The following is a 25,986-nucleotide window of genomic DNA, read 5'->3' as shown; positions in this document are numbered from 1 at the left end:
CATTTAATGTGGGCAAGTTACTATTATATTTAATATTAATACAGGCCTGGTTAATTTATTTTCAAAATTTACACATTATTTTCAGTTGACGTGCCGAGCATCTAATCAACCGGCAAATCCTTACTGCCTAACCGCTTTTGGAGTAGAGCATAGAATCTTGGTGCTTTGATTCATCCCATATTTCCTCTTCAGACAAGCTTGTTTCAATGAATTCGATAATTGCCCCATGGTCCTCGATCATTGCAACTCTAAAATTTTTTAAGGGAAAATAAGGCTCTAAAAGAACATGTTTGCCCTTTATTGCCTCATCAATACATTGCACTTTATAGGCTATATGGGGTTGAGTTTGAATCAGCTTATGTAAAGGGCAATCCGGACCAAATCGATGATATTGAATACGTCCGGGTAGTTCACCTCCTGAAGTATACATATCCATAACAGCACTATAACGCTCCCCTGCACGTGGCTGTGTAACGGGTATTCCAACGTGATGATATTGATAGTTCATAATCGACCTCTCTACTTGATTTATTCCAATTTTACTTATCAATTACGGGAATATTAATCCATATTTGTTCGGCAATTATGAACTATTAGTTTATAATTGATGCTTAATTAAATAACTCAATCGGTTATTATGTTAAATTTTTCTCAATTAAGATGCTTTATAAAAGTAGCAGAGTATCTAAGTTACAATCGTGCTGCGGCCGAGCTGTGCATTACACCGACCGCTGTGAGTAAGCAAGTTAAGAACTTGGAAGATCAACTTGGGGAAAAACTCTTTATCCGAGATACTCGTAAAGTGCAACTGACGGTATTTGGTGTAGTAATCCTGGAAAAATTTCAGAAACTTCTTGCGGAGACACAACGTATTGAACAATTTATCGAATCAAGACAATCCATTCCTCAAGGTCAAATTACCATTTTGGTTTCGACCATTCTTGCTAAGGAACTCATTCTCGATCGGCTTGCTGAGTTTATGGCTCAGTATCCCTTGATCGAATGTGAATTTTTGTTCTCCGAACAAGATAATGATTTAGCGCGTAAAGATATTGATGTGATGGTCGGTTTTCCGGAAATTCCACCATTTACAGATCATTTAAAATACAGAAAAATGAGCCCAATCAACAATATTCTTTGTGCAGCACCTAGTCTAATCCAACGATATGGAATGCCCGTTCGACCCTTCGACCTCATGGACTTTCCATTTATTTCCCACAGTCTGAGAAAACCGGCTACGGAACTCCCACTAGAAAACGGAACTTATCTATCCTGCCCCCATCCCATACTCTTTATGGATGACTTTAATGCGCTAAACCAGGCTTGTAAAAAAGGAATAGGTCTCTTTTTAACAGGTGACACACTCGTTGAGCAGGCCCTGAAAGAAAAAACACTCATTCATATTCTGCCGGAAATAAAGTTTAAACAATATGAGATTTTTACATTTTATCAATCCTATGGATCGGAACTACCTAAGGTAAGGGCATTTCTTGATTTTTATGTACCCAATCCGGCATAAATATCATTTGAACGTAAATTATCTCATTTAAAATACATTTCTTAATAATTTTTCTAGACAGTAGGAAACATTTTGTATTCTAATGATTCACCGATTAAGGAAAGGAAAAGGAATATGGCTTTTACAAGGATCTTCTTTTTAATTGTATTATTTAGTGTTTATGGCATACAGGACATTCAAGCTGAAGAAACGGATCAATTTACTCTTCCACCTGGTGAATTACAAGACATCGGCCCAGCAGCAAGTTACAGACTTTACGAGGTCCTTGAAAAATCCATCGCGCAAACCAATGCAGAAATTCAAATGCTTCTCCCCAGAGCAAAAAAGAGTCGGCATGCGGCGACACAATTAGCAGCTCGCCGTAAAGATACCTATATTGCCGATTTAATATATACAAATACCGGCCCGGGTTTTCCACGTTGGTTACGTCGTTTACCTAAAGATTCCAATCCCATGATGCATAAAGAAGTCTGGCCCTGGAAAACTGTTTATTGGCTCGTTTTTTCACAATCGCCCCTATTTGTGATTGGACTTGCTCCAACGATTAATATGTATGGTTACCATTTTGGTACCGATAAACTGGGGCATTTTTTCATGATGGGGCATACCTATTACAAAATTTATAACTACTTTCTGGATCATGGAAAAACAACACAACAAGCCCATGCCGCTATTGTTACTTATGGTCAAATTCTAGAGCAGACCTATCTAGGTACATTAATTAATGGGGTGTATTCCAATGCGGATTTAGCTGCCAATTATGCAGGGTGGAAGTTTTATATGAATCTGGCACATAGCGTGAATATTGGAGAGCAGACACTTCCCCCAATCCTAGTTTTGAATGGGGATAAATGGGAGTTTTCCAAACATGTTAATGAGTATAACTTATTGGAACCCTATATTTCAGATAACCTCAATGAAGCCTATAATCCTTGTCGTTACGCTTTTATGCGAGATCAAATTCGTAGACAGATTAAGAAGCGTTGTACTGATTGGATTAAACGCAAGGAGCTCACCAAACAAACAGTACTCGCGAAGCTCGAAGAAACCAGTCGCTGGCATGGAGAAAAATACGGCCACTGGCTTCCTGCTGATAATGCAGTCACTCTGGATGCTTGCTTCGGAGGTAAGTAAATCTCATCACTGTCTCATCAGCACGCAGCCCAACCTTGTCCTAGCGTGCTGAGATTAATTCACTTTAGTAAAAAAATATCAAATATGGAGAGTTTTTCATTATGCACAAAATTGCCATCATTGGGGCGGGTGCTTCTGGTCTTACTTCCGCTGTAGCTGCTCTTGATGAAGGGATAGTTCCCACTCTTTTTGAAATGTCATTCCGGGTTGGTGGTGTATGGGGTCCAGATGATCGTAAGCCTTCGGATCAAGGCTCGGCTTGGCCCGGAATGAAAGTAAATATCTCACGGCATACCGGAACTTTTTCTAATTTTAATTGGCCAACAGACACCGCTGATTTTCCAACCACGCAAGAGGTATATGATTATTTATCCAACTATACAAAACACTTTAATCTTTTACCTTATATTCGCTTTGGGTGTCGCGTCATAGAGGTATTAGAACAAGATGGAAAATGGCTGATTCGTTGGCAAGAAAATAAAACAACGCTAAAAGAAGAATTGTTTGATTCGCTTATTATTGCAACAAGTAAATTTACCAATCCCTATATTCCTAAGTTTAAAGGCTTAGACCAATTACAGGATAACATGCTCCATAGCTCCAAATATAAATCTGCCAAAGAATTTGTAAATAAGCGTGTTTTAATACTTGGGGGATCTTTAAGCGGTACTTCACTTGCAGAAGAAGTTGCCAAAATAACCGAGGTGACCCATTTATTAAGAAAAGAACGCTGGGTAATAAAAAGATATCGCTCTTCGGATCCTCAAAATGATGGCCCTGTTCTGCCCAGAGACTTATTAAAAACCTATGCTAGTTCACAAAAACCCATGTCTCGAGAAGAACAATATCAATTCATGTTGCAGCACTGCTCGGAACAAAATGAGGTTCCAGAGTGGCATATGTCCCCTAATTCTCCTGTGGGTTTTGTGGTAGCCGATGATTATTTCAAAGAAGTGCGTTGCGGGAAATTAAAACCTATTTGTGGCGAAGTCGACTATTTTCTAAACTCCAGTGTCGTCTTAAAAGATGGTCGTACTCTTGAATTTGATGTTGTTATCTTTTGTACTGGTTATGAAAGAGACTTATCATTTCTCCCTGAACATCTGCGTCTTCCTCCAACTTCGTTACTTTATGAAGATACTTTTTCACTCGCTACGCACCGTCTAGCATATATAGGTATGTATCCCGGTGCTCGTGGAGCCGTATTTCCTCTTGTTGAATTGCAAGCACGATATGCTTGTGGTGTATTTAGTGGTCGCTTGAAGTTACCTCCAATCGAGACAATGAAAGAAGAAGCCGCGCATACCTCCAAAGACCGCGATGAACTAGAATTTTCAACTGCATTGGCGGAAAAACTTGGCATAACACCTAATCTAAATTCCTATAACTGGGGTTTGCGGCACATGTTATTAAACGGTGCATATACCCCAGCAAGATTCCGGCTTGAGGGTTTACATAGTAATCCCAAAGCAGCATTAAAATCGATTGAAGAAACCGCGCTTTATAGACATACCTTACTTAAAGCACATGATAAGGTTCCTTCTTTGGTTTCTCTATGTTTGTTTCAGCTCAATAAACAAAAAAAAGAAGAGAAGCAAGGAATGGAGACATTTTCATTATCAAATACATTATGAAAAGCACACTATATTCAAGCCGGGAGTTAGGTTAAGAGCTTAATTCCTTCATAAATCGCTTTATAAACTACACGAAATCTTATTCTTTGACTGCTCTCTCAAAAGAGTCCGAAAGTGTTTGATGTTCTGTATGCAAAGTCATTTGTCTTAAATCCAGTCTTGAAATAATTTTCATCATCGTTGTATTGTTGATTTTTCTTTCTTTTCGCAAAGTGCGCAATTCCAAATGAGCCCCTTCTAGAGCCGCATATCTTAATTGCCGCTCAATTGTTAACGCTAACATACTCTTGATCTTTTCATGTTCAGAACCATGATTGGAAGCGATAAATTGATTAAAAGTCGCGATTAATTTATCTGCAACCTCGATGCATAAAGCTTTATCTACATCATTAATCTCTTCACATAAATTCTTCATTTTTATTTTGATTGCTTCAACTGCAGCTTTGCTTAATGCCAGTACTGCTTCATTTTCCTCATTTTGAGTATGTCTATGCATCAAGTTCTTCAATCCAGGCGTTATTAACGGCAAGAGCAAACTACTTATTAAAAGGGAACAAAGAACAACGCCAATCACCAGGATGATTAAAAGCTTTCGTTCGGGGAAAGGAGCTCCATTAATCGTATGAGGTAAAGATAAGATCGCCGCCAGAGCAATCGCTCCCCGTACCCCACCTAGTGAAAAGGTGCCGATTATTTTTATATTAGGGAAACGCCATGTACTACGTTTTCTTCTAGAAATTAATGCTTCAAAAGGCAAAGTTAAATAAATCCATAAGGTTCGCAATAAAATTAGCGTCACCGTGATAAGAACAACAATTTGTGTATATTCAGAGAAACTGTACCCTGTAGTCGCAAGAAATTTAATCGAATGGGGTAAATACAAACCCAAGAGAATAAATATGATTCCGTTTAAAGTGAGATCGAGCACTCCCCAGACAAAATGGCCTTCAATACGCATTTTGGCCATTGTTCGATCTAAAAATCCGGCTCTATCTACAGTAAAACCAGCAGCAACCGTAGCTAGAACTCCTGAAAATCCTAACTTTTCTGCGACTAAATATACACTGAAGGGTAATAGTAATAACAAAAGATTTTCCGTAGTGGTCTCATGAGCGCTATGTTGGGTTAATTTTCCCAATAGTGAAATAAAAATATAAGTAAGAATAAAACCCACAGCGATCCCACCTAGACTAATAAATAATAAACTAAATGCTGCCCCCTTAAGTGAAAATACACCTGTGACCATCGCGGCAACCGCTAATTTAAATGAAACCAAGCCTGAGGCATCATTTAAAAGAGCTTCTCCTTGTAAGATATGCATAATTCGTTCAGGTATCCGAGCTCCGGCAGTCATGGATCTAAGGGATATTGCATCTGTTGGAGAAAGTGCTGCAGCTAATGCAAACGCCGCGGGTAACGGAATGAGTGGAACGAACCAATGGACTAAATAACCAATCCCTGCTACGGTGAAAAAAACCAACCCAATTGAGAGCATAATAATGGGTCTGGTATAGAGCAAAAACTCACGTTTAGGAAAATGCCAACTGTCATTGAATAACAACGGTGGGATGAACAATAACATAAAAAGTTCAGGATTAAATCCCACATCAAAGGTAGGAAATAAAATTGCCAGAATTGTTCCTATAGTAATTTGAATTAATGGAGCGGGTAGAAAAGAAATAAAGCGTGTTATCACTCCAGAGATAACCAATAAAAAAAGAAGAGTTAAACAAATTAAAACACCTTCCATTGCTCTTATCTCCTTAGGCTAATCAATTAATTCTAATAAATTACGTCATTATCCATGAGGAAAATTTCAAAAACCAATCCCCTGACACTACATACAGTTGAACATAACCTCTAGTGAATGTAAAACACTTCAATGTACGTGAATAGTCAATCTAATTGCTTGGTTCCTATTAATGACCTATTCGGTGCAGAGAACTTCAAAAGGCCAATTAATATTCCAATTGCATAATTTGCGTACACACAGTAATCTTCATTAAATCCGCTGCTGGTATCATAGTAGTGTCAGTGGAGCACCTCGAACCTCTCTGAATAAAGTTACAAAATCATCCACACAGACGGAGAAATTTAGATGATAACGTTCAAAAGATTAACAATAGCCTTGGCCATGCTCTTACTCTCTATGGCTAATTGCCTTGCAACAGCTGCCAGTGATAACACTCAAAACCAACTTAATGTGTTCCTAATATCCGATCCGCATGTGGATATTACAAAAAAACAACCGACACACATAAATCCCTATCCCAATACTTCCGAAGAACTGGACCCTGAAAGCTTTAAAACATTAATAGCTAGTATTGGCGGACAAATTGATTTGGATCAACAAACAAAGCATGCCGTTCTTTTGCTGGGTGACTTACCAGCCCACAACGCCTATTCGCGTAAAACCACAAAAGACAACATCAACTTGGTTTTTGAACAACTGAATGAAAAAATAAATCCTTCACCTTATTTTTATATTTTTGGTAATAATGATTCGGTGCAACGAGATTATGGGCCATTTACTTATAACGATGAATCTGCTTCTGATTTGTTAAAAGCGATAACAGGAAATGATGATGGATTTCTTTCAACAGGGCTTAAATGTCCTTTTAATGGGGAGGCTTGTATCAGCCAAGAAAACCAGAAATACGGCTATTACTCCGCATACCTAGGGGATCATCTCAAGCTTATTTCATTAAACAGTGTGGTATTTGTATCAAGACCAGGATTTTCACCATCGCGGGAGGGTGCCACCGAAGAGCTTCAGTGGTTAGAAAATGAACTTAAAACAAGTAAAGCAAACCATGAGCGTGTTCTTTTAGCGATGCATGTCCCACCACAAAGTTGGGAAACAACCTATAAAGACTCGTTTAAAAGAATTATAAAAGCGTATCCGGAACTGGTTATTGGCATGCTTGCAGCGCATACTCACTTTGATGAAATCCATGCAATTAAAGTAGAACGAAATGGTTATGTCATTCCCATCATATATTCTGCTTCTATTGGATCAGATCATGGCAATGCTTCTTCTTTTAAAACCCTGAAGTTATCAAGATCTAATGCACAAGCCCCATGGCAATTAAACGATTACATTACTTATAATTTCATCGGTGCTACCGCAGCTAAAAGTCGACTCAATCAGTATTATGATTTCAATCAAGCCTTCTGCTCAGGAGCAAGTTCGGTAGGAAGTTGTCTTAACAAACACATTAATAACAATAAATTTGACAGTGCCACCAGCACATTAATGAGCAAACACTACACAGCCGGAAACCCCAATAATAGTCAAAAAATTGATCCATCCTCAAAGTGGCTCATGATCATAAAGTGATACACTAGGAAACACTCTTAAAAGACAACGTGTCATTCCCGCGCAAGCGGGAATTCCCTCTCACCAATAAAGTAAGTTTGATTTGATGAGTAAATTCCCGCCTTGGACCTAGCTATTAAAAAAATCTAAAACAGAACCCTCTGCTGCCAGCGTATCATCAAAACCCAGTTTCATTAATTGACGAGTGAAGGCTTTTTCAAATAATAAAAAGCTGAGTAGATCACCAGAATGTCGTTTCGCACCCAGAAAATTAAGAAACATACGTAATAGAATAGGAATGTTATGGTATTGAGATTGAGCCATGCCGGCTACATCCGTACTAGGCCGTAAATGCAAGGTTTGAATTGGCCGCCAATGAGCATCTTCCTTCTCTGTAGGTATCATGCGAGCCATATGATTCATATGGCCAACCATCTCAAGATCACGTTCAAGATTATCTAAAAACAACCCATTGACCATTCCCCCTAACACACGGGAAAAATCAATATCACTGCTTTGTAATTTCTCTACGTCACTAACATTGGGTAATGTACGTGTACCAATTATTAAAATTTTATCGACTTGACTACGAATAGCACCTCGTAGAGGAGCCGCTAATCCCACATGCCCATCTCCATAATGAAGTCCATTTATTTTAGCGGGTGGAAAGAATAACGGTAATGAGGTTGATGCTAGAAAATACTCCATTTTAAGATTAACTCGTTGACTACTATGAAGCGGATCATCCCAATCCTCAAACTTTTCTGCATAATGTTGATAAAAGGAAATGGTTTTTTGGGCTTCATAACAGTTGCTGATGATTTCTAACATTTCCAAATTTTTATTTTTAATAACCCCTTCCAAAGTCTCAAAATTAATAATGTTGGTGATGAACTGACGCAAAGGCGAGGTATCCAGAATATGTCCCAACAAGCGTTGCTTAGTAAGCATACTGTTCATATTGCGCATTGCCGATACGCTGAGCGCGTAGTTACTGGACTTAAATATGTGCTGACAAGTAATGTTGCTCCATAATTCATTTAACTTGTTCGTACCCGCAGAAAAATCCAGTGCATTTTCAGCGATTACTGCGGCATTAATACTGCCAACACTAACGCCAGTGATCATACTGAAAGGAATTTTCCTTACACCAAGAATGGTGTTGATCGCATGGAGTACGCCTGCCTGATAGGCTCCACGAGCTCCACCACCCGCTAAATAAAGTGCGATTTTGGTCATTTCTTACTGTTTTTTGGGAGAGAAATAAAAAAATATAGCCCCATTGCGTGGCGCTGGCAAGTTATAAACTATGTTTCTCACCTTAGAAATCTCTTTAGTTGAAAAGATTTTTATAGATTTATCAACTTAAAAGAATGTTCCCTCACCACTTTGGATCTTGACATAATATTTATTAAGTTGTATATTTGTACATTAATAGTACAATTTTGTGAAATTTAATGTCCCATTCTACTGTACACCACAAGTTAAATGAAAAAGCAGGTTTACCACAAACCTTTGCTTGCTTTTTTTATTTTAGCTTTTTTAGCCCGGAGCTGGGTGGTCGGTAGAATTAACTAACATTCCAACCCCCAGCAGAGTCTGGGGGTTTTTGGTACCCGAATTCCCAGACAACAAAGCATGGGCGTTGGATAGAACCAAAGAGGAGTGTATATCATGCGCCATCCACCACGAACACATCGTTCTCCCCCTCTATCCACAGTACTTACTGATTTAAGGAGGGTATGATGAGCTATTCAGTCTTAAAAAAACTCCCTTCTGTAGAATCAATTCTTCAAGAAATTCCTTTATCCCTTTCTGCCCACCAGCAAATTACTCGCGATCGAAGAGAAGTCAAAGCGATTTTAGAAGGCCGTGATGATCGGCTTTTAATGATAGTGGGTCCTTGTTCTGCGTGGCCTAAACAAGCTGTTCTGGAGTACGCCAACCGTTTAGTGAAATTGAATGAGAAAGTTAAACATGAATTAAAATTAATCATGCGGGTATATATCCAAAAACCTCGTACAACTAAAGGATGGACAGGTCCTGTAAACCAGCCTGATCTATTTTCTGAACCCGATATTGCAGCCGGAATAAAATATACTCGCGATATGATGATTAAAGTCATTGAGATGGGACTTCCAATTGCCGATGAAGCACTGTTTACTCACAATGCTAAAGGGTTTCTTGAACTTCTCTCATGGGTAGCAATCGGAGCACGCAGCTCCGAAGATCAAGAACACCGAATTTTTGCTTCGGCTTTAGATTGTGCCGTAGGATTAAAAAATCCCACCCATGGTTCCTTGGCGATTGGGGTGAACAGTATTATTGCCTCCCAACACTCTCACGTGGCAGTATTTGATGGTTATGAAGTGCAAACTCACGGTAATAATCATGCTCATATGGTTTTACGTGGTTCAAACAATGCTCCTAACTATTCAATTGCTCATCTTAAGGAAGTAAAACAATACATGGATATGCATCAAATCGTTAACCCTTCGGTCATCGTTGATGTCAGCCATGATAATTGTTTGATTGAAGGCAAAAAAAATCATCAATTACAACCCTCAATTGCTTTAAGCGTTTTAGAAAGTATTAGGAAGTATCCTGATTTAAAACAATTGGTCAAAGGGTTCATGGTTGAAAGTTTTATCAAAGAGGGAAATCAAAAAGTGGACTCTGTTCACCCCGAGGATCTTGACTTAGGCGGCTTATCCATTACTGATCCTTGTTTAAGCTGGGAGCAAACAGAGCGCTTTCTGTTGGAATTAGCGGAGTTGCGGTCGTTGGAGAAAACAGATTTACCGAAGGAGGCTCTTGCATGATTACTTTATTGGGTATTTCAGGGGATGCGGGCTCGTTTTCTGAAGAAGCGGCACTGGTTTATGCTAAGCAGAAAGGGATAGCTCCCATGTTGGTTCACTTACTGGATATGGAAGGTGTTCTTGATGCGATTGAACATGAGACCATAGATTTGGGCATATTTCCTGTGGTTAATCTTTTAGGCGGCTTGGTAAAACCCGCATTTTTAGCAATGGGAAAGCATTTATTTACCCCCATTGATGAATTATGGCATGAGATTAATCAATGTTTGCTTGTAAGACCCGGTGTGCAATACCACCAAATTTCGTACATCGTGTCCCATCCTCAAGGACTCGCTCAATGTCGCCAGTTTTTGCAAAAACAGTTTAAAAATATTGAACAAATAGAGTGGATTGATACCGCAAAAGCAGCAAAGGATTTGGCAGACGGGACTTTGCCAGCTCATTCGGCAGTTATTGCACCGGCACGTTGTGCACAACTTTATGGTTTAGAAATAATAGCCGCCGATATTCAAGACAGTAAACCGAATCGAACGGCGTTTATCTTAGTAAAAAAACATGCTGATAACGCAACTCTTCTCAAGTAAGGAGAACATCATGGATACACTCGATGAATTGAGAAAACAAATTGAACAGGCAGATGCGAACCTCATTGAACTATTAGCGAAACGGCAGGAATTGTCGAAACAAATTGGGGCTTTAAAATCAAAAGAAGGGAAAAAAATAACGGACCGATCGCGGGAGAAACAATTATTCGAATATTACGGGCATTTATCCAAAGAGTACCATTTACAACAAGAATTTATAAATCGTGTATTCAAAATCATTATCGCAAACTCTAGAAAGGTACAAAAATAATGAGGCATTTACCTGAGAATTCAGCCACTGTTGTAATCAACTCATTGGCTCAACAAAAGATAAATGCCGGCATTAAAATTTATAACCTAAGTGCCGGTGAACCTAAACTTCTACCTCATCCCTCTATTGTCACTGCTACGATGCAGGCTCTTAAACAAGGACATACCCTTTACCCGCCAATATCTGGAATCCCAAAATTGCGCCACCTTGCATGTGAATGGATGAATGAATGGTATGGCTGTTCATTTCAAAAAGAACATTGTCTTGTGGTTAACGGTGGAAAATTGGGAATCTATTTGTTGATGCAATTACTGTTGGAAGAGGACGATGAAGTCATAATTCCCGCTCCCTATTGGGTCTCCTATCCAGCTATAACTAAATTATTTGGCGGTGTCCCCATCGTCGTGGAAACCCAAGAAACCGAAGGATGGAAATTGACACCGCAATCTCTCAAAAATGCATGCAGTAGTAAAAGCAAAATTTTGATTTTGAATAATGCAACGAACCCCACAGGTGCCTTGTATACGGAATCTGAACTTATCGAATTATTACAAATCGCTCACGAACAGAATCTCTTAGTTATTGCAGATGAAGTTTATAGTGCCCTCACCTATGATGAGCATGCCTATGTATCCTGCGGCTCTTTCTCCCAGTTTCAAGAGCGGGTCATTATTATTCAAAGTTGCTCAAAAAATTTTGCCATGACCGGTTGGCGAATCGGTTTTGTGTTTGCCCCTCAATCCATTATCCAACCCTTAACTTCATTAGTAAGTCAAAGTACCAGTGGTGTAACCACCTTAAGCCAATGGGCGGCTGTTGCTGCATTAAATGAAATAAATCTAATCAGTACTTGGGTCCAACAATGCATGCAAAATAGAAGAAATATTCTCATTAAAGCTTTGCATGAATCTTTGGGCTTAGCTATAAAACAACCCTCGTCATCCCTTTATCTATTTCTTTCATTAGAAAGTCTGGGGTTTAAAAAAATGAATTCCGAAGATTTTTGTAAACACGCCTTAGAAGAAGCAAATGTTGCCCTTGTGCCAGGAATTGCATTTGGAAAGGAAGGTTATGTCCGCTTATCATTTGGAGGAAATGAAGAAGAATTAATCGCAGGGGCTCATGCTTTGGCACGGTGGCTCCATTCATATGCTAGTTAAATTAGGGGACATAGATATTTACCTGTAGCGCCAAACGGCATAAAAAGGCCCATAAACAACCATTTTGCTCTTATTTTTTGCAAGTTAAATTGCTTATATGTATAATTACAAGCCAATTTGTAAATAGGCAATATAATGAAGACGATAGTTGTAACTGAGGGTGAGCACAAAATAGTTTTGTTGGATATCGAACATATCCGACTTCATGAAATGTCAAAATATTATACGACACTCTTACAGTATCATAAGCTCGACGAGGCTATAGAATTATTGTCAAATCTTGATGAAAAAGAATATTGGCGTGCTGCCATATTATTAAAAAACTTGCAAAAAAGGCAAGAAGATGAAAAGGAAGTTGAAATCCACGCACTGTTAGAACAATGCCACGATTTCTCACTCTTCTTTGAACCTAACTCGGATCAACTTCCGAGTATGCAGGGACTTAGTTGCTATCGAGTAGGTGCCGATGCAGGCGCTGGTTTTAAGGAAGGTGATATTGATGTCTTAGGTACCGAAGGCATCCTGAACTGTACTGGAATTTTAGTTGTCCATAAGGATCAAAAGGGAACTCCTTGTTATTACATGGGGCACATTCTGGGTGATCGAACAACCAAAACAACCGTTAAAGAAGAATTAGATCGAGTTCTTTCTGATATCCAAGAACTTACTGGTAAAGAACTCTTATGGTCAGACTTAGCAGGTCAAGTTACTCTGGTAGGAACCGGAAGTGACACAGATGAACCGAGCTTATGTTACAAACAAACATTTAAAATATTGACTCAAGAAGGGGCCAAACCCACTCCATTATTTGGCAGCAGTGCCGCCTTTAATTTAACCGGGAAAGGAGAATTAATCATACTCGACCCTACCGGACTGCTGCATCAGGGCATTGAATCCGGCTATCCTAGAGTGAGTCATGGCGCTTATTCTCCTGTGAATAACCTTACTGAGAACCCATTAAAGCAAACAATTGCTGAAGAAACTGATGATGATTTTTCTTATACAAATCCATTTCTTTTCAGCAAACTTTAAATTTTAATTTATTATTGTGGGTAACGGTTGTGCCTCATAAAGGCCTATCGCGAACATAAGTTGATGACGCGTACCAGCAGGCATTGAAGTACTTAGAGGCAAACTCTATAATTCCTCTTTATCTAAATTACAGGATATAACATGACCCTCGATGAAAACACCCGCCCTGCTGAAACGTTAACGAATGAAGATTATGCCAAAGCCATGAATTTTATCGGACAAAACTTATTAACCTCTTTGGTTCAATCCGTGGAAAAACTACCACCCCATTTTCGTAATAATAATGTAATATCTCAGGCATTATCTGCATTCGTAGCTAATATTATTTATAAACAATCACCAGGAAATCCTGAATCATGCCAGCAAATGCTTGAGGCGATTACAAAACTTGTCAAAATGCAATTAGAGAACCTCCCCCAACTTGCAAAATAAATGGATCCCGGGTGCATCCAAAGGACATAACCCGGGTTTTTACTGCATTTTCCTCCAGAAAATCAATGTTCTGTTACCCACAAATAATTTTCAAAGATCCTGAATTAATCCGTCTTGCTATAATGAACATAGAAACCAGCATTTTCAACTGGAGTGATCATGGACGGTAAAAAGAACTACACCCTGCTTCGCATGGCCTTGATTATTTTTGGACTAGTTTTTATCTTCGTGATATACCCATTAACTTTTTTATGGCCCTCCGGATGGGCTTGGCACCAATCTGGACATAACGTCTATTTACAAATGATATTAGGTGTCTATGCCACTTTAGGGGTGTTCTTGCTACTGGCAGCAAGAAATCCAGTTCAACATTTAAGTCTGATTTGGTTTACTGTGTGGTCGAGTGTGGTTCATGGGGCTATTATGGCTATTCAGTCATTTTATTACCCACAACATTTTGCTCATTTATATGGGGACGTTCCTGCTTTATTCATTATCGCCATGGTCTTGGCTTTTTTAACACCTCGCCGTAGTGCTCTGAAATAGAAAACTTAGGTTTTTAAGGAGTTAGAGGGAGAAGATAATTCATAGTTGGGGCTGACATAAATTGGACATGAATATGATCATTTCATCCATTACTGATTATCGGGAAGCTGCCCGACGAAAATTACCTCGGTTTCTCTTTGATTACATTGAAGGGGGTGCCTTTACGGAACAAACTCTTAAAGCAAATACCGAAGATCTCGCAAAGATATTATTGCGGCAACGAGTTTTAAAGAATGTAGGGCACCCTCATTTTGAAACAGAACTATTAGGGCAAAAATTGGCAATGCCAATCATTTTAAGTCCAATTGGACTTACAGGAATGTATGCTCGACGTGGTGAGGTACAAGTAGCCAAAGCAGCAGCCCAAAGAGGGGTGCCTTTTGTACTCTCAACAGTATCTCTATGCTCTTTGGAAGAAGTGTCCAGCCAAAGCACTCAACCCATTTGGTTTCAACTTTATATCCTAAAAGATCGGGGCTTTATGCAGAACGTTCTTGAACGAGCCCAGGCCTGTGGTGTGACCAATCTCATTTTTACAGTCGATATGTCAACCCCGAGTGCACGGTATCGAGATCTCCACTCTGGAATGGCAGGTCCATTTGCGCACGAACGTCGTTTATTACAAGCCATGTTAAAACCCTCCTGGGCTTATCAAGTTGGCATAAGAGGACGTCCGCACGATTTGGGTAATATCTCAGCCTATTTAAACAAAAAGATTGGTTTAGAAGATTACATCTCCTGGCTAAATAATAATTTTAATCCCTGCCTTAGTTGGTCGGATCTGGAATGGGTACGTAATTTTTGGAGTGGACCTTTACTTATTAAAGGAATACTGGATCCTGAAGATGCAAAAGACGCCGCGAGATTCGGTGCAGATGGCATTATCGTATCCAATCACGGAGGGAGACAACTTGATGGGGTATCATCCACAGTAAAAGCCCTTCCAAAGATTGCAGATAAGGTACACTCTGATCTCACCGTTCTCGTCGATTCAGGAATCCGCTCTGGACTTGATGTTATTCGCATGCTCGCACTAGGTGCTCATGCAGTGCTTATAGGTCGACCAACCGTTTATGCTTTAGCAGCAAGAGGGCAAGCAGGAGTCGAACATATGCTCGATATCATTCATAACGAAATGAGTATTGCCATGACATTGATGGGAGTGAACTCCTGCACAGAGATTAACCAATCTCATATTCGTATACCCTATGAATAATCACTTAGAACATTTTATAAAATAACAGACCGCCACTAGGCTTAATTAAAAATTAGATTTTTAATTATAATCAATAATTTTTACCCATACTCATCGAGCAATTCGATTCAATGCTCTACACTCAATAAATAGGAATAAATTGTATGTGCCTCAAGGACTTACGCCAAGCGGAGACTCATATTATGGAGGCTCAGTTTAAAATCGAGGAATCGTTTAATAAACAATTAGCGATAGAAAAACAAAAAACCAGTGCAAATCCCACTGGAGAATATTCTTTTTTTAAGATCCAGCACCAACAGAGTTTTGACCCTCTTTATCCAAAAAAATTGTCTATTTCACACGTTGCTCAAGGTGCTCGGAGTGGTGATTGTTATCTTCTTTCAGTTATCAATGCCATCCTTGCTTTGCCCAATGGCGAGCAATATATTCGTGAATCAATGTTTGAGCACAAAAATAAAATCCATGTTCGTTTTTATAAGGATGAGGAGCCCCAATGGCTTATCCTTGAAAAATCACTCCCCACTTCCTGGGGCATTTTGAGTTCTGGTCCAACCTGGGTTCGTTTTCTAGAAAAAGCTTATGTTACTTTTATGGGGGTAATTACAATAAAACTTTAACAAGCGGCGATAGCCGGAATGCTTTAAAAGCCTTTCTGGGTGGTTTTAACGACTCTATTGCGACCTCCAGACAAGCTGAGGGGCCTCTTGCAGAGTTATATAAACAGGTAATTTATGGCTGCTGTACAGGTAAAGATATTTATTCCTTAATTTTTCTTTTGCGTCCACATGATCAATTAGCGAGTACTTCTAATATGCGTCAGTATGTTTTTGATAATCACCAAGAACTATTGGATGCATGGTGGAATTGGGTTCATCTAAACCAAAAAAACTTTGAACAATTGCTCAAAAATCATCTCTTTTTAACGAAAAAGACCTTTACTACTTTTATGAGGGAGCAAATGAGTAACAGCATTAATCCTCCCGTTAAGGCAATCGCCTCTGTAGAACAATGGTTGGATGAATATGGCATTTTACCGGAGGAAAACAAATACAGTTATGATGAAATAAAATTATTCCTTTCATTAAAAAATGCTCATGAAGAACAAAGGCCTATTGTCTGCAGTCCAAAGGAAGATCCACCAGAAGGAATTACCATGCAGCATACTTATGCCTTGATTGGCATCAAAGAAAGCAAAATATCCCATCGAAAATTTGTAATTCTGCGCAATCCGCATCACGAAAACCGCAATTGGTTTTCTCATTATTTCTTTTATGGAGGTCGACACTCTATTGAACGGCAAGAAAATGGAACCACAATGCTCACTATCTCACCGGTGAAACGGTCTACCATTACTATGGAACTCAGGGATTTTGCCCATTCATTTGCTTATATCGATTGTGGTCGCTCTTTACAAAATAAGGAACTCTGTAAACAACACGCAGAAAATCTCCATCATCCTAACCAGGGTTTTGAGCATATCTCCTAAGTTGATTTACAGCCATTTCTTCTTTTTGAACAAAAGATACAAGAATAATGCACAGATAAATATTAAACCCAGCGCCCCAAAATATCCGTATTGCCAATGTAATTCGGGAATCCAGACAAAATTCATTCCATAAATTCCAGTAATTAAATTTAACGGCAAAAAAATAGCTGCAAATGCTGCGAGTATGGCCATAGTTTCACTCATTTTTTGCATCAGCTCATTATCGATTTGCCCTAATAAGCTATTTAATATCTCACGAATAGAATCTACCTCGTTGATGATCAGGTGACAATGATTCGATAAATTAGATAAGGAAGAACGGCATTTTTGAGAAATGACTAGAATATTTCGACTGGTAATTCGCATTAAAATTTCTCTTATTGCAATCATATAACGTTTGATCTGGAGAGTTTGATGTTTTACCTCTGCGACATTTTTATAAATATTCTCCGGAGTGGTTTGCAATAAAGCATCGAATTGCTCTGCTATTTCTTCATAATGCAAAAGAACCTTAGCATAATCATTAATAATCCCCTCCAGAAATAAAAATAATATAAAACCAGGTGTTTTAGCATAATGAACTGATTTTGAGCAATTATTGAAGAATTCAAATAATACGGGCAGAGGCTCATGCGACGCGGTAAAACAATAATTTTCAGTAAGATGAATGACTAAAGTATCCAAATTAATTTCATTCTTATCACTTAACTCCAGCGAGGATAAACATTTAATTTGCAATGTTAGCGCACTATCATTATCAATAAGATTGGCTAAAATATTTTCCTCAGAGCATAACTGAATGACCTCATTGGGTAATCTTAGTTTTTCGACTACTTGATTAAAAGCATCCTCTTGATTTAAGTTACTATGGACCCAATAAATTTTATTAATTTCGTGAGTATTAATACTTAATTCATCAAGGGCAACTTGTTTAACGCTGTGGTCGGTTAGATCAAATTCGATTGCTATGGTATCAAAAGTATTCATTTTAACATGCACCTTTTTCTGGTGTGTGGAGGCCTAATAATGAACTCAGAATACTGAGTAGCATTGGCAATTCCATTTATACAAATTTAGCACAAATACAACCAATAGATTAAAAAATACCCAAAAGTTAATTAATTTTAATATTCTCTTAAGATTTTAATTATAAAATACAGCGATTGTTAAAACTATTTCATGCAGCTGTGGGATATAAAGACCCCAAAAAATTCTGTATGAGCGGAGGACTGGTACAACTTAAGCGATCTTAAATCAATGAGCTGGATTTGTTGATAGATTTTTTAAGTATATCAGTGGCATTTAACAAAAAACTCAACAATTTTATAGGTGAGTGCCATTTATTGCACCTTCTTAAATCATGCTTTTCATTCATATCCATCCAATTGAGTCGATTTCTTCAGACTAATTCAATACTTATTTATTTTTCATTTTAAATTACGAACTAACTTTTTTAAGGTACAAAAATGACCATACGCTATTTATCCTTTGATTTTGATGGATGTTTATTTAATAAAGAATACTGTAAATTACCACATGACGATTTTAGCAAGCACCTGGGTGAGGGGGTTCTTGATACAAATAAAGATTTCCTAGATTGGCTTAAAAGAGAAAATGCTGAATTTTCAGCAGCCTATGCCTTCATTGGTTCTACAAGACAAGATTATTATACCGATCTAATAAATGGTGGCACTATCTTTAATTTTAAAGGTTCTTGCTGTCCGGCAATGGAAACCATTTGTAACCATCTCGCCATCCACTTTGATCCCTTGTTGCTGGCAGATTTAGAGGGCGATTTGGAAAGTGGCACTTCATTCAAACGTATCATGGATGAAATCAGAAATAATTCTTGGATGGATACTACCAACAATATTCATAAACATGCCTCTTTAGACATCCATCAGATTGATGAATGCAAACGAACTATTCTTTTTGCACAAATGCAAAAAGCGTCCATAGATCATCCAGGTGAAGAAATAATATTTGATTTTTTTGATGATCGGTTGGATATATTATATGCATTAAAAAATTATTTTACCCAACATCCCCATATGATTCCCATCAATGTACATTTACGCTTACATGCCTATGCGGGAAAAGATGTCAGCTTACAAGCTGAAATTCAGGGACTAGGGATACCACTATCTTCCTATGGAGCATGTTTTAAACAAATGCAAGAAAACATTAAGGACTTAGACTCGGTTGCGAACGTGCTTAAAGAATTGATGCTCGAAATGTATCCTGAACTGCAGCAGCTATTAACCGGAAAGAAACAAGAAGTACGCAAGCCTGTAATTCAAACTAAACCTAAGTCTGAAATTTCAGAAGGTCAAGCTCTTTACCAAAACATTATAAAAAGTCCTTATTTTGTAGCCAATGCAGAAGAAGCAACAACCGTTCTAAAAAATAACAAAGAATTACCTTTTGTAATTCGTGAAAGTCGTTCCCAATTACCAGGAATGATTACGTTTACCCTCGTATCCGATACATCAAAAGGGATTATTTTTTCACGCTATGCCCTTAATCATCAAGGTGAACTATTTAGCGTCGATGATAAAGGTGCTTACAAAATACCATTTTCCGGAGACTTATTTGGGGCTTTAAAAGCGGATATTGACAGAGTGAAAAAACGAGTGGACAGCGTATCGAAACTGGAAGAGATCACATTTACTAGTACAACTGCACCCACAGAAAACAAAGCGAACTTAACTAAAGGGCTTTTGGCTGCAGAAAAAGGATTTTTTGCGGATTCAGAAAAAACGAAGCCCACAACAGCAGCTGTTCATAACTGGAATTTGCAACCTTAAATAATAATCCTGAGGCAAGTATAGGTGTAACCTATGCTTGTCTTTACAGCCTTAGCAATTCCGCTTAGCCGTTCCAACTATCTTGCATTTTAATCTCCTTAGTAACAACATTTTCATAATTATTTTTTATCAAATCCTCTTGAACTTTTATAGAGATAAGTTAACTATCAAGATGGGCCCTAAATATCCAATGGCGTTTATTGGTGTACACAAAAGGATTTACTATGCAAACAAAAATACCCTCCTCAAAAAAAGTTTCAAAAAAGAATCCTACAGACAGCAGAGCCTTACCACTTCAATTAATACAACACGCCGAACCCGATCGGACGTATTACATAAGAAGCACGGTAACAGAACTCAGCAATTTTTTTTCGTTACGAGTTAAAGAGCTCTACAATACTCTGGCATGGACTTTCTCTTTAGACTCTATGGATTGGAGTACTTTTAAAAAATACATGTGGCCAGCAATTTCTTCAGGCGCCGCATTACTTCTTGGCGATTATCTAACCCCATATCTTAGTGAATACCTCATGGGAAACCCGGAATATGATTTTATTATCAAATTTCTTTATGGGGCGACCATCTTAGGGTATTGCGCGTTAAACCGAATTACGGATAAGAAACTTGATTCTGGAGCAGCACTTTCTATTGCAGTAGCTAATGAAATTACCGCAATCGTTTATATGTATAGTTCCGTTTTTAAAGGAACTACCTTTTTACTCAATGAACAAATTTCTGATGAATATTCATTAATTGCCGGATTGGGAGCCAGTGCATTAGTTGTTCCAAGTGGCATTTCTTATCTTACTCAAAAAGCACAAGAGTTGTTGGTCCGCTTCCAGTATAATCGCGGGGCCCAGCGATCGGACACAGCGGTTATTTCCAGTGGCCTGACTCCCTTATCTAATCTCTATTTTCAAATAAATCATTTTATCGCCAGCGAGTTGATGATCAGTTCACGCGCTTTCCAATTGGGTTTAATTTCTCACAATATTCGATACGCCGACAGAATTGTGCAAAAATTTCGTAACTTACCCGCATTATTAGCCGATTTGACCCCATCAACCATAAAAAAAATGCGTTTACAGCAAGAAAAACTGGATCATGATTACGAATACAATCATAAATTACATCGGGTTTTAAGATTTACCGCGAGCGGTTCAAAATTTGTTGAAATTCCCAGATATCAGCTTCGAACAGGAGATTTGGTGCTTTGTGATGAACGTATCAATTTGGATTGTGTTCCGATATCTGGGGAGTTGATAGCCCTGCAACGAAATTTGGAAGGTGATTTTACAAAAACATTGGAACGAAAAAAATTTAGCGTCAATCTTAAAGCTCAAAATGGAGAGGATGTTTGGATTGAGCATCATACAAAACCTGATCTTTCATCAAATTACAACAAAATAGACTTATATGCGGTAAGGGATGGCAAACAAGCCGGAGTGCTTGTAGGTGATAAATTAAATACCTACAATCAGGACAATATTTTTATTCAAATCAAACCTGAGAAAGAGTTGTTGTTGAATAGCAATTATGAAAAAAAAGCCTACATAAATGAAATTATCGCAAAGCGCAAACAACGAAATGTCTTATATTCTATTCTAGGCTCTATAATTATGGCGGCGTTCTTGCAAAGAGACATTACCCAGATGCCTGCGGAAACACTCCGGCTCATGTTCACACTTTTTCAAACCATGATTCCCTTTTCTGAAGCCTTTTTACGCGAAACAGTGAATAGTCGCTTGATGAAAAAACTAAATAGTAATTTAGGAGATCAACCTTTTGAAACTATTGATGCGTTACGAATTGTGGATCTATGTAATGCCCTTGGGGGATACTATCGTGAGCAGTTTGCCAATGGTGTCGCTATTATTTCAGATAAAACGGGAACTTTGACTACCACACGAATGGATGTGCTTGGCTTATGGACTCCCGACATGTCCTCCGAAGTTCAGCAACTTCTCAAGGAAAAAAAAGACGAGATGCTTCTACCTGAAACGGCACAATGGGTTAAATCATTTGAAGTATTTTGTTATGCCTTTACCAATAATAAAAAAGAATTAGAACCCGAAGAACACGCAATTTTAGAATTATTCAAAACCTTATTGGCGGATCCACACTGTTTGGAAGTAACGACTCTTGGTAATAACCATTTTAGAAAGATGATTACTACCATGGAGAAGAAAAAAGAGATTGAGACGTTTCATTTGGGTTTATATCGTACGTTCGGAGGGCGCCTAACACTTGTCCAGGATGGGGAACATTTTGCTCTGGTCTTTTGCGGCGTACCTAAAGCCGATGCGTTTCAAAAAACATCACTGCTGCAAGACTATAATAAGATGCAAAGTCGCACTGCGGTCTTATCGCGTGATTGGTGTATTGCACAAACCAAACTGAATGAACACGACTTTACAATTTTAAAGAAATTATTTGATAGAGATGATAAAAAAGCGATAGAGCGCTTCCTTCTAGAACATCCAGACTTACTTAAAAATTTGGAATACCATGGTACATTTATTGTTGATAATCCTGTAAAAAAAGGTGCAGATCAATTTATTGCTCAATGTAGGGAAATATCGGTTCCGGTATTTGTAGCAACGGGTGATACCACGAAAGCGGCAGTAAATATTGCCAAAGTATTATGTCCAGAACATGCAAAAAGGATTATCACTATTCGAGCAGCCCATATTGAAGAAGAAAACCTTAACCTTTTAAGCGAAGAAGTGTGTTCCCCTGATTCCACTGTTATTTTTGCGGGGATTAATGAAGCCATATTAGCCCGTTTTAAAACATTAATGACTCGCGATAAAGAAAAACGGCCTGTAATTATTTTTGCAGAAATGAGTACTGAGAGCAAAGGTATCCTCGCAAGGTATCTCAAAGACCATCATTATTTTGTGGTCGCAAATGGGGATGGGACTAATGATCTAATGATGATGAAAAATTCAGACGTGGTCATTGCCCATCATTCAGATGATGGTACTTTTGCCCCTGGGGTTGATGCCTTATCGAATATCAGTGAAGAACAACTAAGAAGATTATTTGGTTCTGAGAAAACCTTTTACGAACTTTTTGATATTAATCTTCCCAAGAGCTTATTTATCCAGCAATTCGCTCCTTTAGCCAATTCACAAGAAAAACCCAGCATGGCTTTAGCACTTAAAAGTGGGAAGATGACTTTTGATTTAGCTAAAGCAGTAGGAGCCAATGTCACCGAAATGCCCCAGCAGCATTGGTATAGTGTCGCTTTTGATTTGTTGTGGCTATGGATTGCGTTTTATGAAATTAATCAAAGTGCCGACTTACCTATGGATAATCGCAATATCAATGCGTCTTCCTTGATTACCAATACGATAGGAATTGCTTTAATTATTGCGGTCTTGGAATCCCTAACCAATTATACTTTATTTAACGAATCCACCAATTTAACCAGCATGTTAATTATGTTGAGCTTATTACCTCTAGTCCTCAAGAGCGTTTTTTCCGGTTTTAGAATGGTGCAGGAAAACTTGTATCCAGAACCTAAAATCGTCGAAGTTAATGAGGAAAAAGAACCGGTTTCTAATCGCTCTCTCTCCAGTTATTTTGGCTCTTTTTTTTCGCGCAAACCCACAAAACAATTGGAAAATGTACCGAAGGTACCCGAGTTGAAGTAGCCAACTCTTCGTGAAGGGACCTAACATTGTTCCTGGGTAACGGCGATGCTATACCCAGGAATTTGCGTAGAACCCGGCTCCCGCATAACTCGTCTCAAATGGCACAACCACTAGAATAGATCCTTCGTCCTAAACTCCTCAGGATAGGCGGGTTTGAACCATTATAAATATGCACGAATGGGGTATTACTATGCTATTTTGTTTTTTAGTTTAATGAGACAGTCCACCGCATTAACCGCAGACGGATATGCTGAATGACAAGGGTTTGCACTGCGAATGTTTTCACTTAATTCTTCAATGCTAGCGCCAGTAATAATTCCATTACCCACTATAATATCGTTTAGAGCGAATTGCGTGAAACAGTAGCGAATATGGGACATAATATTATTATAGTGATCCAGATTGGCTTTAAGAATTAAGCCTAATGCAATGTACCCATCAAAAGGATTTTTTTGGTGATACGTATTAATCACAAACGGAATTTCATAAGTACCGGCTTGTAATAACTCCACTTGATAAGCGTACCCTGCATTTTTCACAAGAGTAGTACAAAGCTCCAGTTGTTCCGATGCTAAATCTTTATGGATACCAGAAGAAATAATGAGAATTTTAGACATAAGCCACTTTATTATTTTTTTTATTTTTAAAACGGATTAAATAATCCACTGCATTAATTGCTTCTTGCACTCGTTCTCCGTTTTCAACACGTTCGCTCAAAATATCCATACTTGGAGCAGAAATAATTCCATTACCTAGAGTTAATCCATCTAAAGCAAATTGAATAAAACATTCTTTAACATGTTCCCAAATAAACTCATAATGATCGGTTTTACCTTTAAGTAACAAACTCAATGGCAAATAACCATCAAAGGGGTTAACACGGTGGTAATGTTGGATCACGGTTGGGATTTCATAGGTTCCGGCTTCGACCGTTTCAACCTGATAATTGTAGTCATATTGCTTTAATTTATTTAAGCAAACGTCTAATTGTTTTTCCGCTAAATCTTTATAATAATTAGACCAGACTATTAATATATTAGGTTTGTACATCGGTTATTACTCTCCTGCAAGTGAATAATAATTTTACATAAAAAAAGTCGCCTCCACAATATGATTTAAAAATCAATCATTCCTACTACACGGTTCTATTTTTTAGTAAAAGTAACGCTGAGACAAGCAGTAAAACCCCACCTAAAGCAATCAAACCCGCACTGGACAGAATGGATAATAAATTGGAACCAAACCCCGTTATCATCCAAGCAAATGCCATCACTGCACCCGATATTCCCATTACCCATCCTTGCGATTGTGCATCCACGGCATTGGAAAATAAAGTTAGTAGACAAGCAAATGCCATAATATCAAACGTTGCAATCGCCACGGCCAAAGGCCATTGCAATAATGAATTAGGCATAACATAAACCAGAAGCTGACCTAAACCGGTGAGAACAAGCGTCCACAAAGCAATGTGATGGACTTTATATCGCTTCACACATAAAGGCATACCAATTAAAATACCTATAGCAAAGCCTAAACCAATCATCCCCTGCACTGCTCCTAACTGCCAATTGGTATAATGATAAACCATCTTCATGTGTACAATAATGAATTGAAAATAAAGACTAAATCCCATTTGCATCAATAGAAACACTAAGGCAAGAATACGAACCGATTGATGTTGAAATGCCTCAATAAAAATATGTATTGGACGGAAAATGGAAATTTTCTTCTGAGACAAAACTAAAACAGTATCTTGGTATCCAAGTTTTATCCAAATCCAAGCAATGAAGGCAAGCAATGCGGCCATCAAAAACGGGGTAGTAAATGTAAACCAAGGCAGCAATTGTTGATCGGACATGACACCCCCAAGCAACGGGCCAAGAACGGAACCAAAACTAAAACTCATGGAAATTAAACTCATGTTTAACGCCTTGGTTTCAGGGGTACTCAAATCAGCAATGGAGGCTTGGGCTATGGGTTGGCTACCGGCCATCAAACCTGAAAGTGCCCGCCCAATGAGTAATAAACTTAAACAAGAAAAGGCGACCCCCATTCCCATTAACAAAAAACTGATGGTTATTCCGAGCATGCATAATAGCAATACTTTTTTCCGCCCCCAAACATCAGATAAATCGCCCATAAACGAAGTGCCAAAAAACATGCATAAAGGATAGAGCATATAACTTAATCCCAAATAAAAATGTTTCACAGCTATACTGGCATCGGCACTTAAAACGGGACTATGATCCGCGGTGAAGAGTGCGGTCATTACTGGATAAACAAGACCAAAACCTAGAGCATCAATAACCACTGCGAAAAAGCAAGGAGCAGTTTTTCGAAACATACAGAACCTTTTTCTTCAGAG

Annotated in this window: 23 protein-coding genes; 16 read left to right on the top strand and 7 right to left on the bottom strand. The window is 38.4% G+C overall.

Going from position 1 to position 25,986, the window contains the following annotated elements:
• Nucleotides 1-127: 127 nt before the first annotated feature.
• The gene (locus HBNCFIEN_RS02320) at nucleotides 128-508 is read right to left on the bottom strand and encodes a helicase (RefSeq protein WP_182392542.1); all 381 of its coding nucleotides are present in this window, start codon (nucleotides 506-508) and stop codon (nucleotides 128-130) included.
• A gap of 129 nt (nucleotides 509-637) precedes the next feature.
• On the opposite strand from HBNCFIEN_RS02320, the gene HBNCFIEN_RS02315 reads away from it, so the two are divergent.
• From HBNCFIEN_RS02315 to HBNCFIEN_RS02305, 3 genes are all read left to right on the top strand, one after another.
• The gene (locus HBNCFIEN_RS02315) at nucleotides 638-1,519 is read left to right on the top strand and encodes a LysR family transcriptional regulator (protein ID WP_182392541.1); all 882 of its coding nucleotides are present in this window, start codon (nucleotides 638-640) and stop codon (nucleotides 1,517-1,519) included.
• Between the two features lie 114 nt (nucleotides 1,520-1,633).
• Nucleotides 1,634-2,653, top strand: a complete 1,020-nt coding sequence (locus HBNCFIEN_RS02310; RefSeq protein WP_182392540.1) for a hypothetical protein — start codon at nucleotides 1,634-1,636, stop codon at nucleotides 2,651-2,653.
• 101 nt (nucleotides 2,654-2,754) lie between these two features.
• Nucleotides 2,755-4,287 (top strand): NAD(P)/FAD-dependent oxidoreductase, encoded by a 1,533-nt coding sequence (locus tag HBNCFIEN_RS02305; protein ID WP_182392539.1) that lies wholly within the window; start codon nucleotides 2,755-2,757, stop codon nucleotides 4,285-4,287.
• A 79-nt stretch (nucleotides 4,288-4,366) separates the two neighbouring features.
• On the opposite strand, the gene HBNCFIEN_RS02300 is transcribed toward HBNCFIEN_RS02305, so the two are convergent.
• Nucleotides 4,367-6,037, bottom strand: a complete 1,671-nt coding sequence (locus HBNCFIEN_RS02300; RefSeq protein WP_182392538.1) for a Na+/H+ antiporter — start codon at nucleotides 6,035-6,037, stop codon at nucleotides 4,367-4,369.
• A 348-nt stretch (nucleotides 6,038-6,385) separates the two neighbouring features.
• On the opposite strand from HBNCFIEN_RS02300, the gene HBNCFIEN_RS02295 reads away from it, so the two are divergent.
• Entirely contained in the window at nucleotides 6,386-7,627 is a 1,242-nt protein-coding gene (locus tag HBNCFIEN_RS02295; protein ID WP_182392537.1) for a metallophosphoesterase, read from the top strand.
• Nucleotides 7,628-7,735: 108 nt separating this feature from the next.
• Here HBNCFIEN_RS02295 and HBNCFIEN_RS02290 read toward each other — a convergent pair whose 3' ends face one another.
• Nucleotides 7,736-8,845 (bottom strand): patatin-like phospholipase family protein, encoded by a 1,110-nt coding sequence (locus HBNCFIEN_RS02290; RefSeq protein ID WP_182392536.1) that lies wholly within the window; start codon nucleotides 8,843-8,845, stop codon nucleotides 7,736-7,738.
• A 506-nt stretch (nucleotides 8,846-9,351) separates the two neighbouring features.
• Between HBNCFIEN_RS02290 and HBNCFIEN_RS02285 the strand changes: the two genes are divergently transcribed.
• The 10 genes from HBNCFIEN_RS02285 to HBNCFIEN_RS17640 all read left to right on the top strand — a co-directional run bounded on the left by HBNCFIEN_RS02285 (nucleotide 9,352) and on the right by HBNCFIEN_RS17640 (nucleotide 17,155).
• Complete coding sequence (locus HBNCFIEN_RS02285; protein WP_182393588.1) at nucleotides 9,352-10,428, top strand: 3-deoxy-7-phosphoheptulonate synthase; 1,077 nt, start codon at nucleotides 9,352-9,354, stop codon at nucleotides 10,426-10,428.
• Nucleotides 10,425-11,012 (top strand): prephenate dehydratase domain-containing protein, encoded by a 588-nt coding sequence (locus tag HBNCFIEN_RS02280; protein WP_182392535.1) that lies wholly within the window; start codon nucleotides 10,425-10,427, stop codon nucleotides 11,010-11,012. Before HBNCFIEN_RS02285 ends, HBNCFIEN_RS02280 begins: the two co-directional genes overlap by 4 nt.
• A gap of 10 nt (nucleotides 11,013-11,022) precedes the next feature.
• A complete protein-coding gene (locus HBNCFIEN_RS02275) occupies nucleotides 11,023-11,283 on the top strand; it encodes a chorismate mutase (RefSeq protein ID WP_182392534.1) in 261 nt (86 codons plus the stop codon).
• Nucleotides 11,283-12,443: a pyridoxal phosphate-dependent aminotransferase gene (locus HBNCFIEN_RS02270; protein WP_182392533.1), complete on the top strand. Its 1,161-nt coding sequence runs from the start codon at nucleotides 11,283-11,285 to the stop codon at nucleotides 12,441-12,443. Before HBNCFIEN_RS02275 ends, HBNCFIEN_RS02270 begins: the two co-directional genes overlap by 1 nt.
• 135 nt (nucleotides 12,444-12,578) lie before the next feature.
• A complete protein-coding gene (locus HBNCFIEN_RS02265; RefSeq protein ID WP_182392532.1) occupies nucleotides 12,579-13,475 on the top strand; it encodes a hypothetical protein in 897 nt (298 codons plus the stop codon).
• Between the two features lie 141 nt (nucleotides 13,476-13,616).
• A complete protein-coding gene (locus HBNCFIEN_RS02260) occupies nucleotides 13,617-13,907 on the top strand; it encodes a hypothetical protein (RefSeq protein ID WP_182392531.1) in 291 nt (96 codons plus the stop codon).
• Between the two features lie 159 nt (nucleotides 13,908-14,066).
• Complete coding sequence (locus HBNCFIEN_RS02255; RefSeq protein ID WP_182392530.1) at nucleotides 14,067-14,453, top strand: DUF6632 domain-containing protein; 387 nt, start codon at nucleotides 14,067-14,069, stop codon at nucleotides 14,451-14,453.
• 73 nt (nucleotides 14,454-14,526) lie between these two features.
• The gene (gene lldD / locus HBNCFIEN_RS02250; RefSeq protein ID WP_182392529.1) at nucleotides 14,527-15,669 is read left to right on the top strand and encodes an FMN-dependent L-lactate dehydrogenase LldD; all 1,143 of its coding nucleotides are present in this window, start codon (nucleotides 14,527-14,529) and stop codon (nucleotides 15,667-15,669) included.
• 143 nt (nucleotides 15,670-15,812) lie between these two features.
• The gene (locus HBNCFIEN_RS17645; RefSeq protein ID WP_255464309.1) at nucleotides 15,813-16,286 is read left to right on the top strand and encodes a hypothetical protein; all 474 of its coding nucleotides are present in this window, start codon (nucleotides 15,813-15,815) and stop codon (nucleotides 16,284-16,286) included.
• A gap of 194 nt (nucleotides 16,287-16,480) precedes the next feature.
• On the top strand, nucleotides 16,481-17,155 hold the full coding sequence (locus tag HBNCFIEN_RS17640) for a hypothetical protein (protein WP_255464308.1): 675 nt from the start codon (nucleotides 16,481-16,483) through the stop codon (nucleotides 17,153-17,155).
• 6 nt (nucleotides 17,156-17,161) lie between these two features.
• Here HBNCFIEN_RS17640 and HBNCFIEN_RS02240 read toward each other — a convergent pair whose 3' ends face one another.
• Nucleotides 17,162-18,142, bottom strand: a complete 981-nt coding sequence (locus HBNCFIEN_RS02240) for a magnesium transporter CorA family protein (RefSeq protein WP_182392528.1) — start codon at nucleotides 18,140-18,142, stop codon at nucleotides 17,162-17,164.
• Between the two features lie 479 nt (nucleotides 18,143-18,621).
• Here HBNCFIEN_RS02240 and HBNCFIEN_RS02235 point away from each other — a divergent pair, with 479 nt between their 5' ends.
• Together HBNCFIEN_RS02235 and HBNCFIEN_RS02230 are read left to right on the top strand one after the other, a co-directional pair.
• Nucleotides 18,622-19,962, top strand: a complete 1,341-nt coding sequence (locus tag HBNCFIEN_RS02235; RefSeq protein ID WP_182392527.1) for a hypothetical protein — start codon at nucleotides 18,622-18,624, stop codon at nucleotides 19,960-19,962.
• 224 nt (nucleotides 19,963-20,186) lie between these two features.
• Nucleotides 20,187-23,621, top strand: coding sequence for a cation-transporting P-type ATPase (locus HBNCFIEN_RS02230; protein WP_182392526.1), 3,435 nt, complete (start codon nucleotides 20,187-20,189; stop codon nucleotides 23,619-23,621).
• 188 nt (nucleotides 23,622-23,809) lie between these two features.
• Here HBNCFIEN_RS02230 and HBNCFIEN_RS02225 read toward each other — a convergent pair whose 3' ends face one another.
• From HBNCFIEN_RS02225 to HBNCFIEN_RS02215, 3 genes are all read right to left on the bottom strand, one after another.
• The gene (locus HBNCFIEN_RS02225) at nucleotides 23,810-24,238 is read right to left on the bottom strand and encodes a 6,7-dimethyl-8-ribityllumazine synthase (RefSeq protein WP_182392525.1); all 429 of its coding nucleotides are present in this window, start codon (nucleotides 24,236-24,238) and stop codon (nucleotides 23,810-23,812) included.
• The gene (locus HBNCFIEN_RS02220) at nucleotides 24,231-24,671 is read right to left on the bottom strand and encodes a 6,7-dimethyl-8-ribityllumazine synthase (RefSeq protein WP_182392524.1); all 441 of its coding nucleotides are present in this window, start codon (nucleotides 24,669-24,671) and stop codon (nucleotides 24,231-24,233) included. The genes HBNCFIEN_RS02225 and HBNCFIEN_RS02220 overlap by 8 nt, the downstream gene beginning before the upstream one ends.
• Nucleotides 24,672-24,756: 85 nt before the next feature.
• Complete coding sequence (locus HBNCFIEN_RS02215; RefSeq protein WP_182392523.1) at nucleotides 24,757-25,965, bottom strand: MFS transporter; 1,209 nt, start codon at nucleotides 25,963-25,965, stop codon at nucleotides 24,757-24,759.
• Between the last annotated feature and the right edge of the window lie 21 nt (nucleotides 25,966-25,986).

This window comes from Legionella sp. PC997 (assembly GCF_014109825.1).
In the GTDB taxonomy this organism is placed as follows: Bacteria; Pseudomonadota; Gammaproteobacteria; order Legionellales; family Legionellaceae; genus Legionella.
This window is presented reverse-complemented; position numbering and strand designations above follow the sequence as displayed.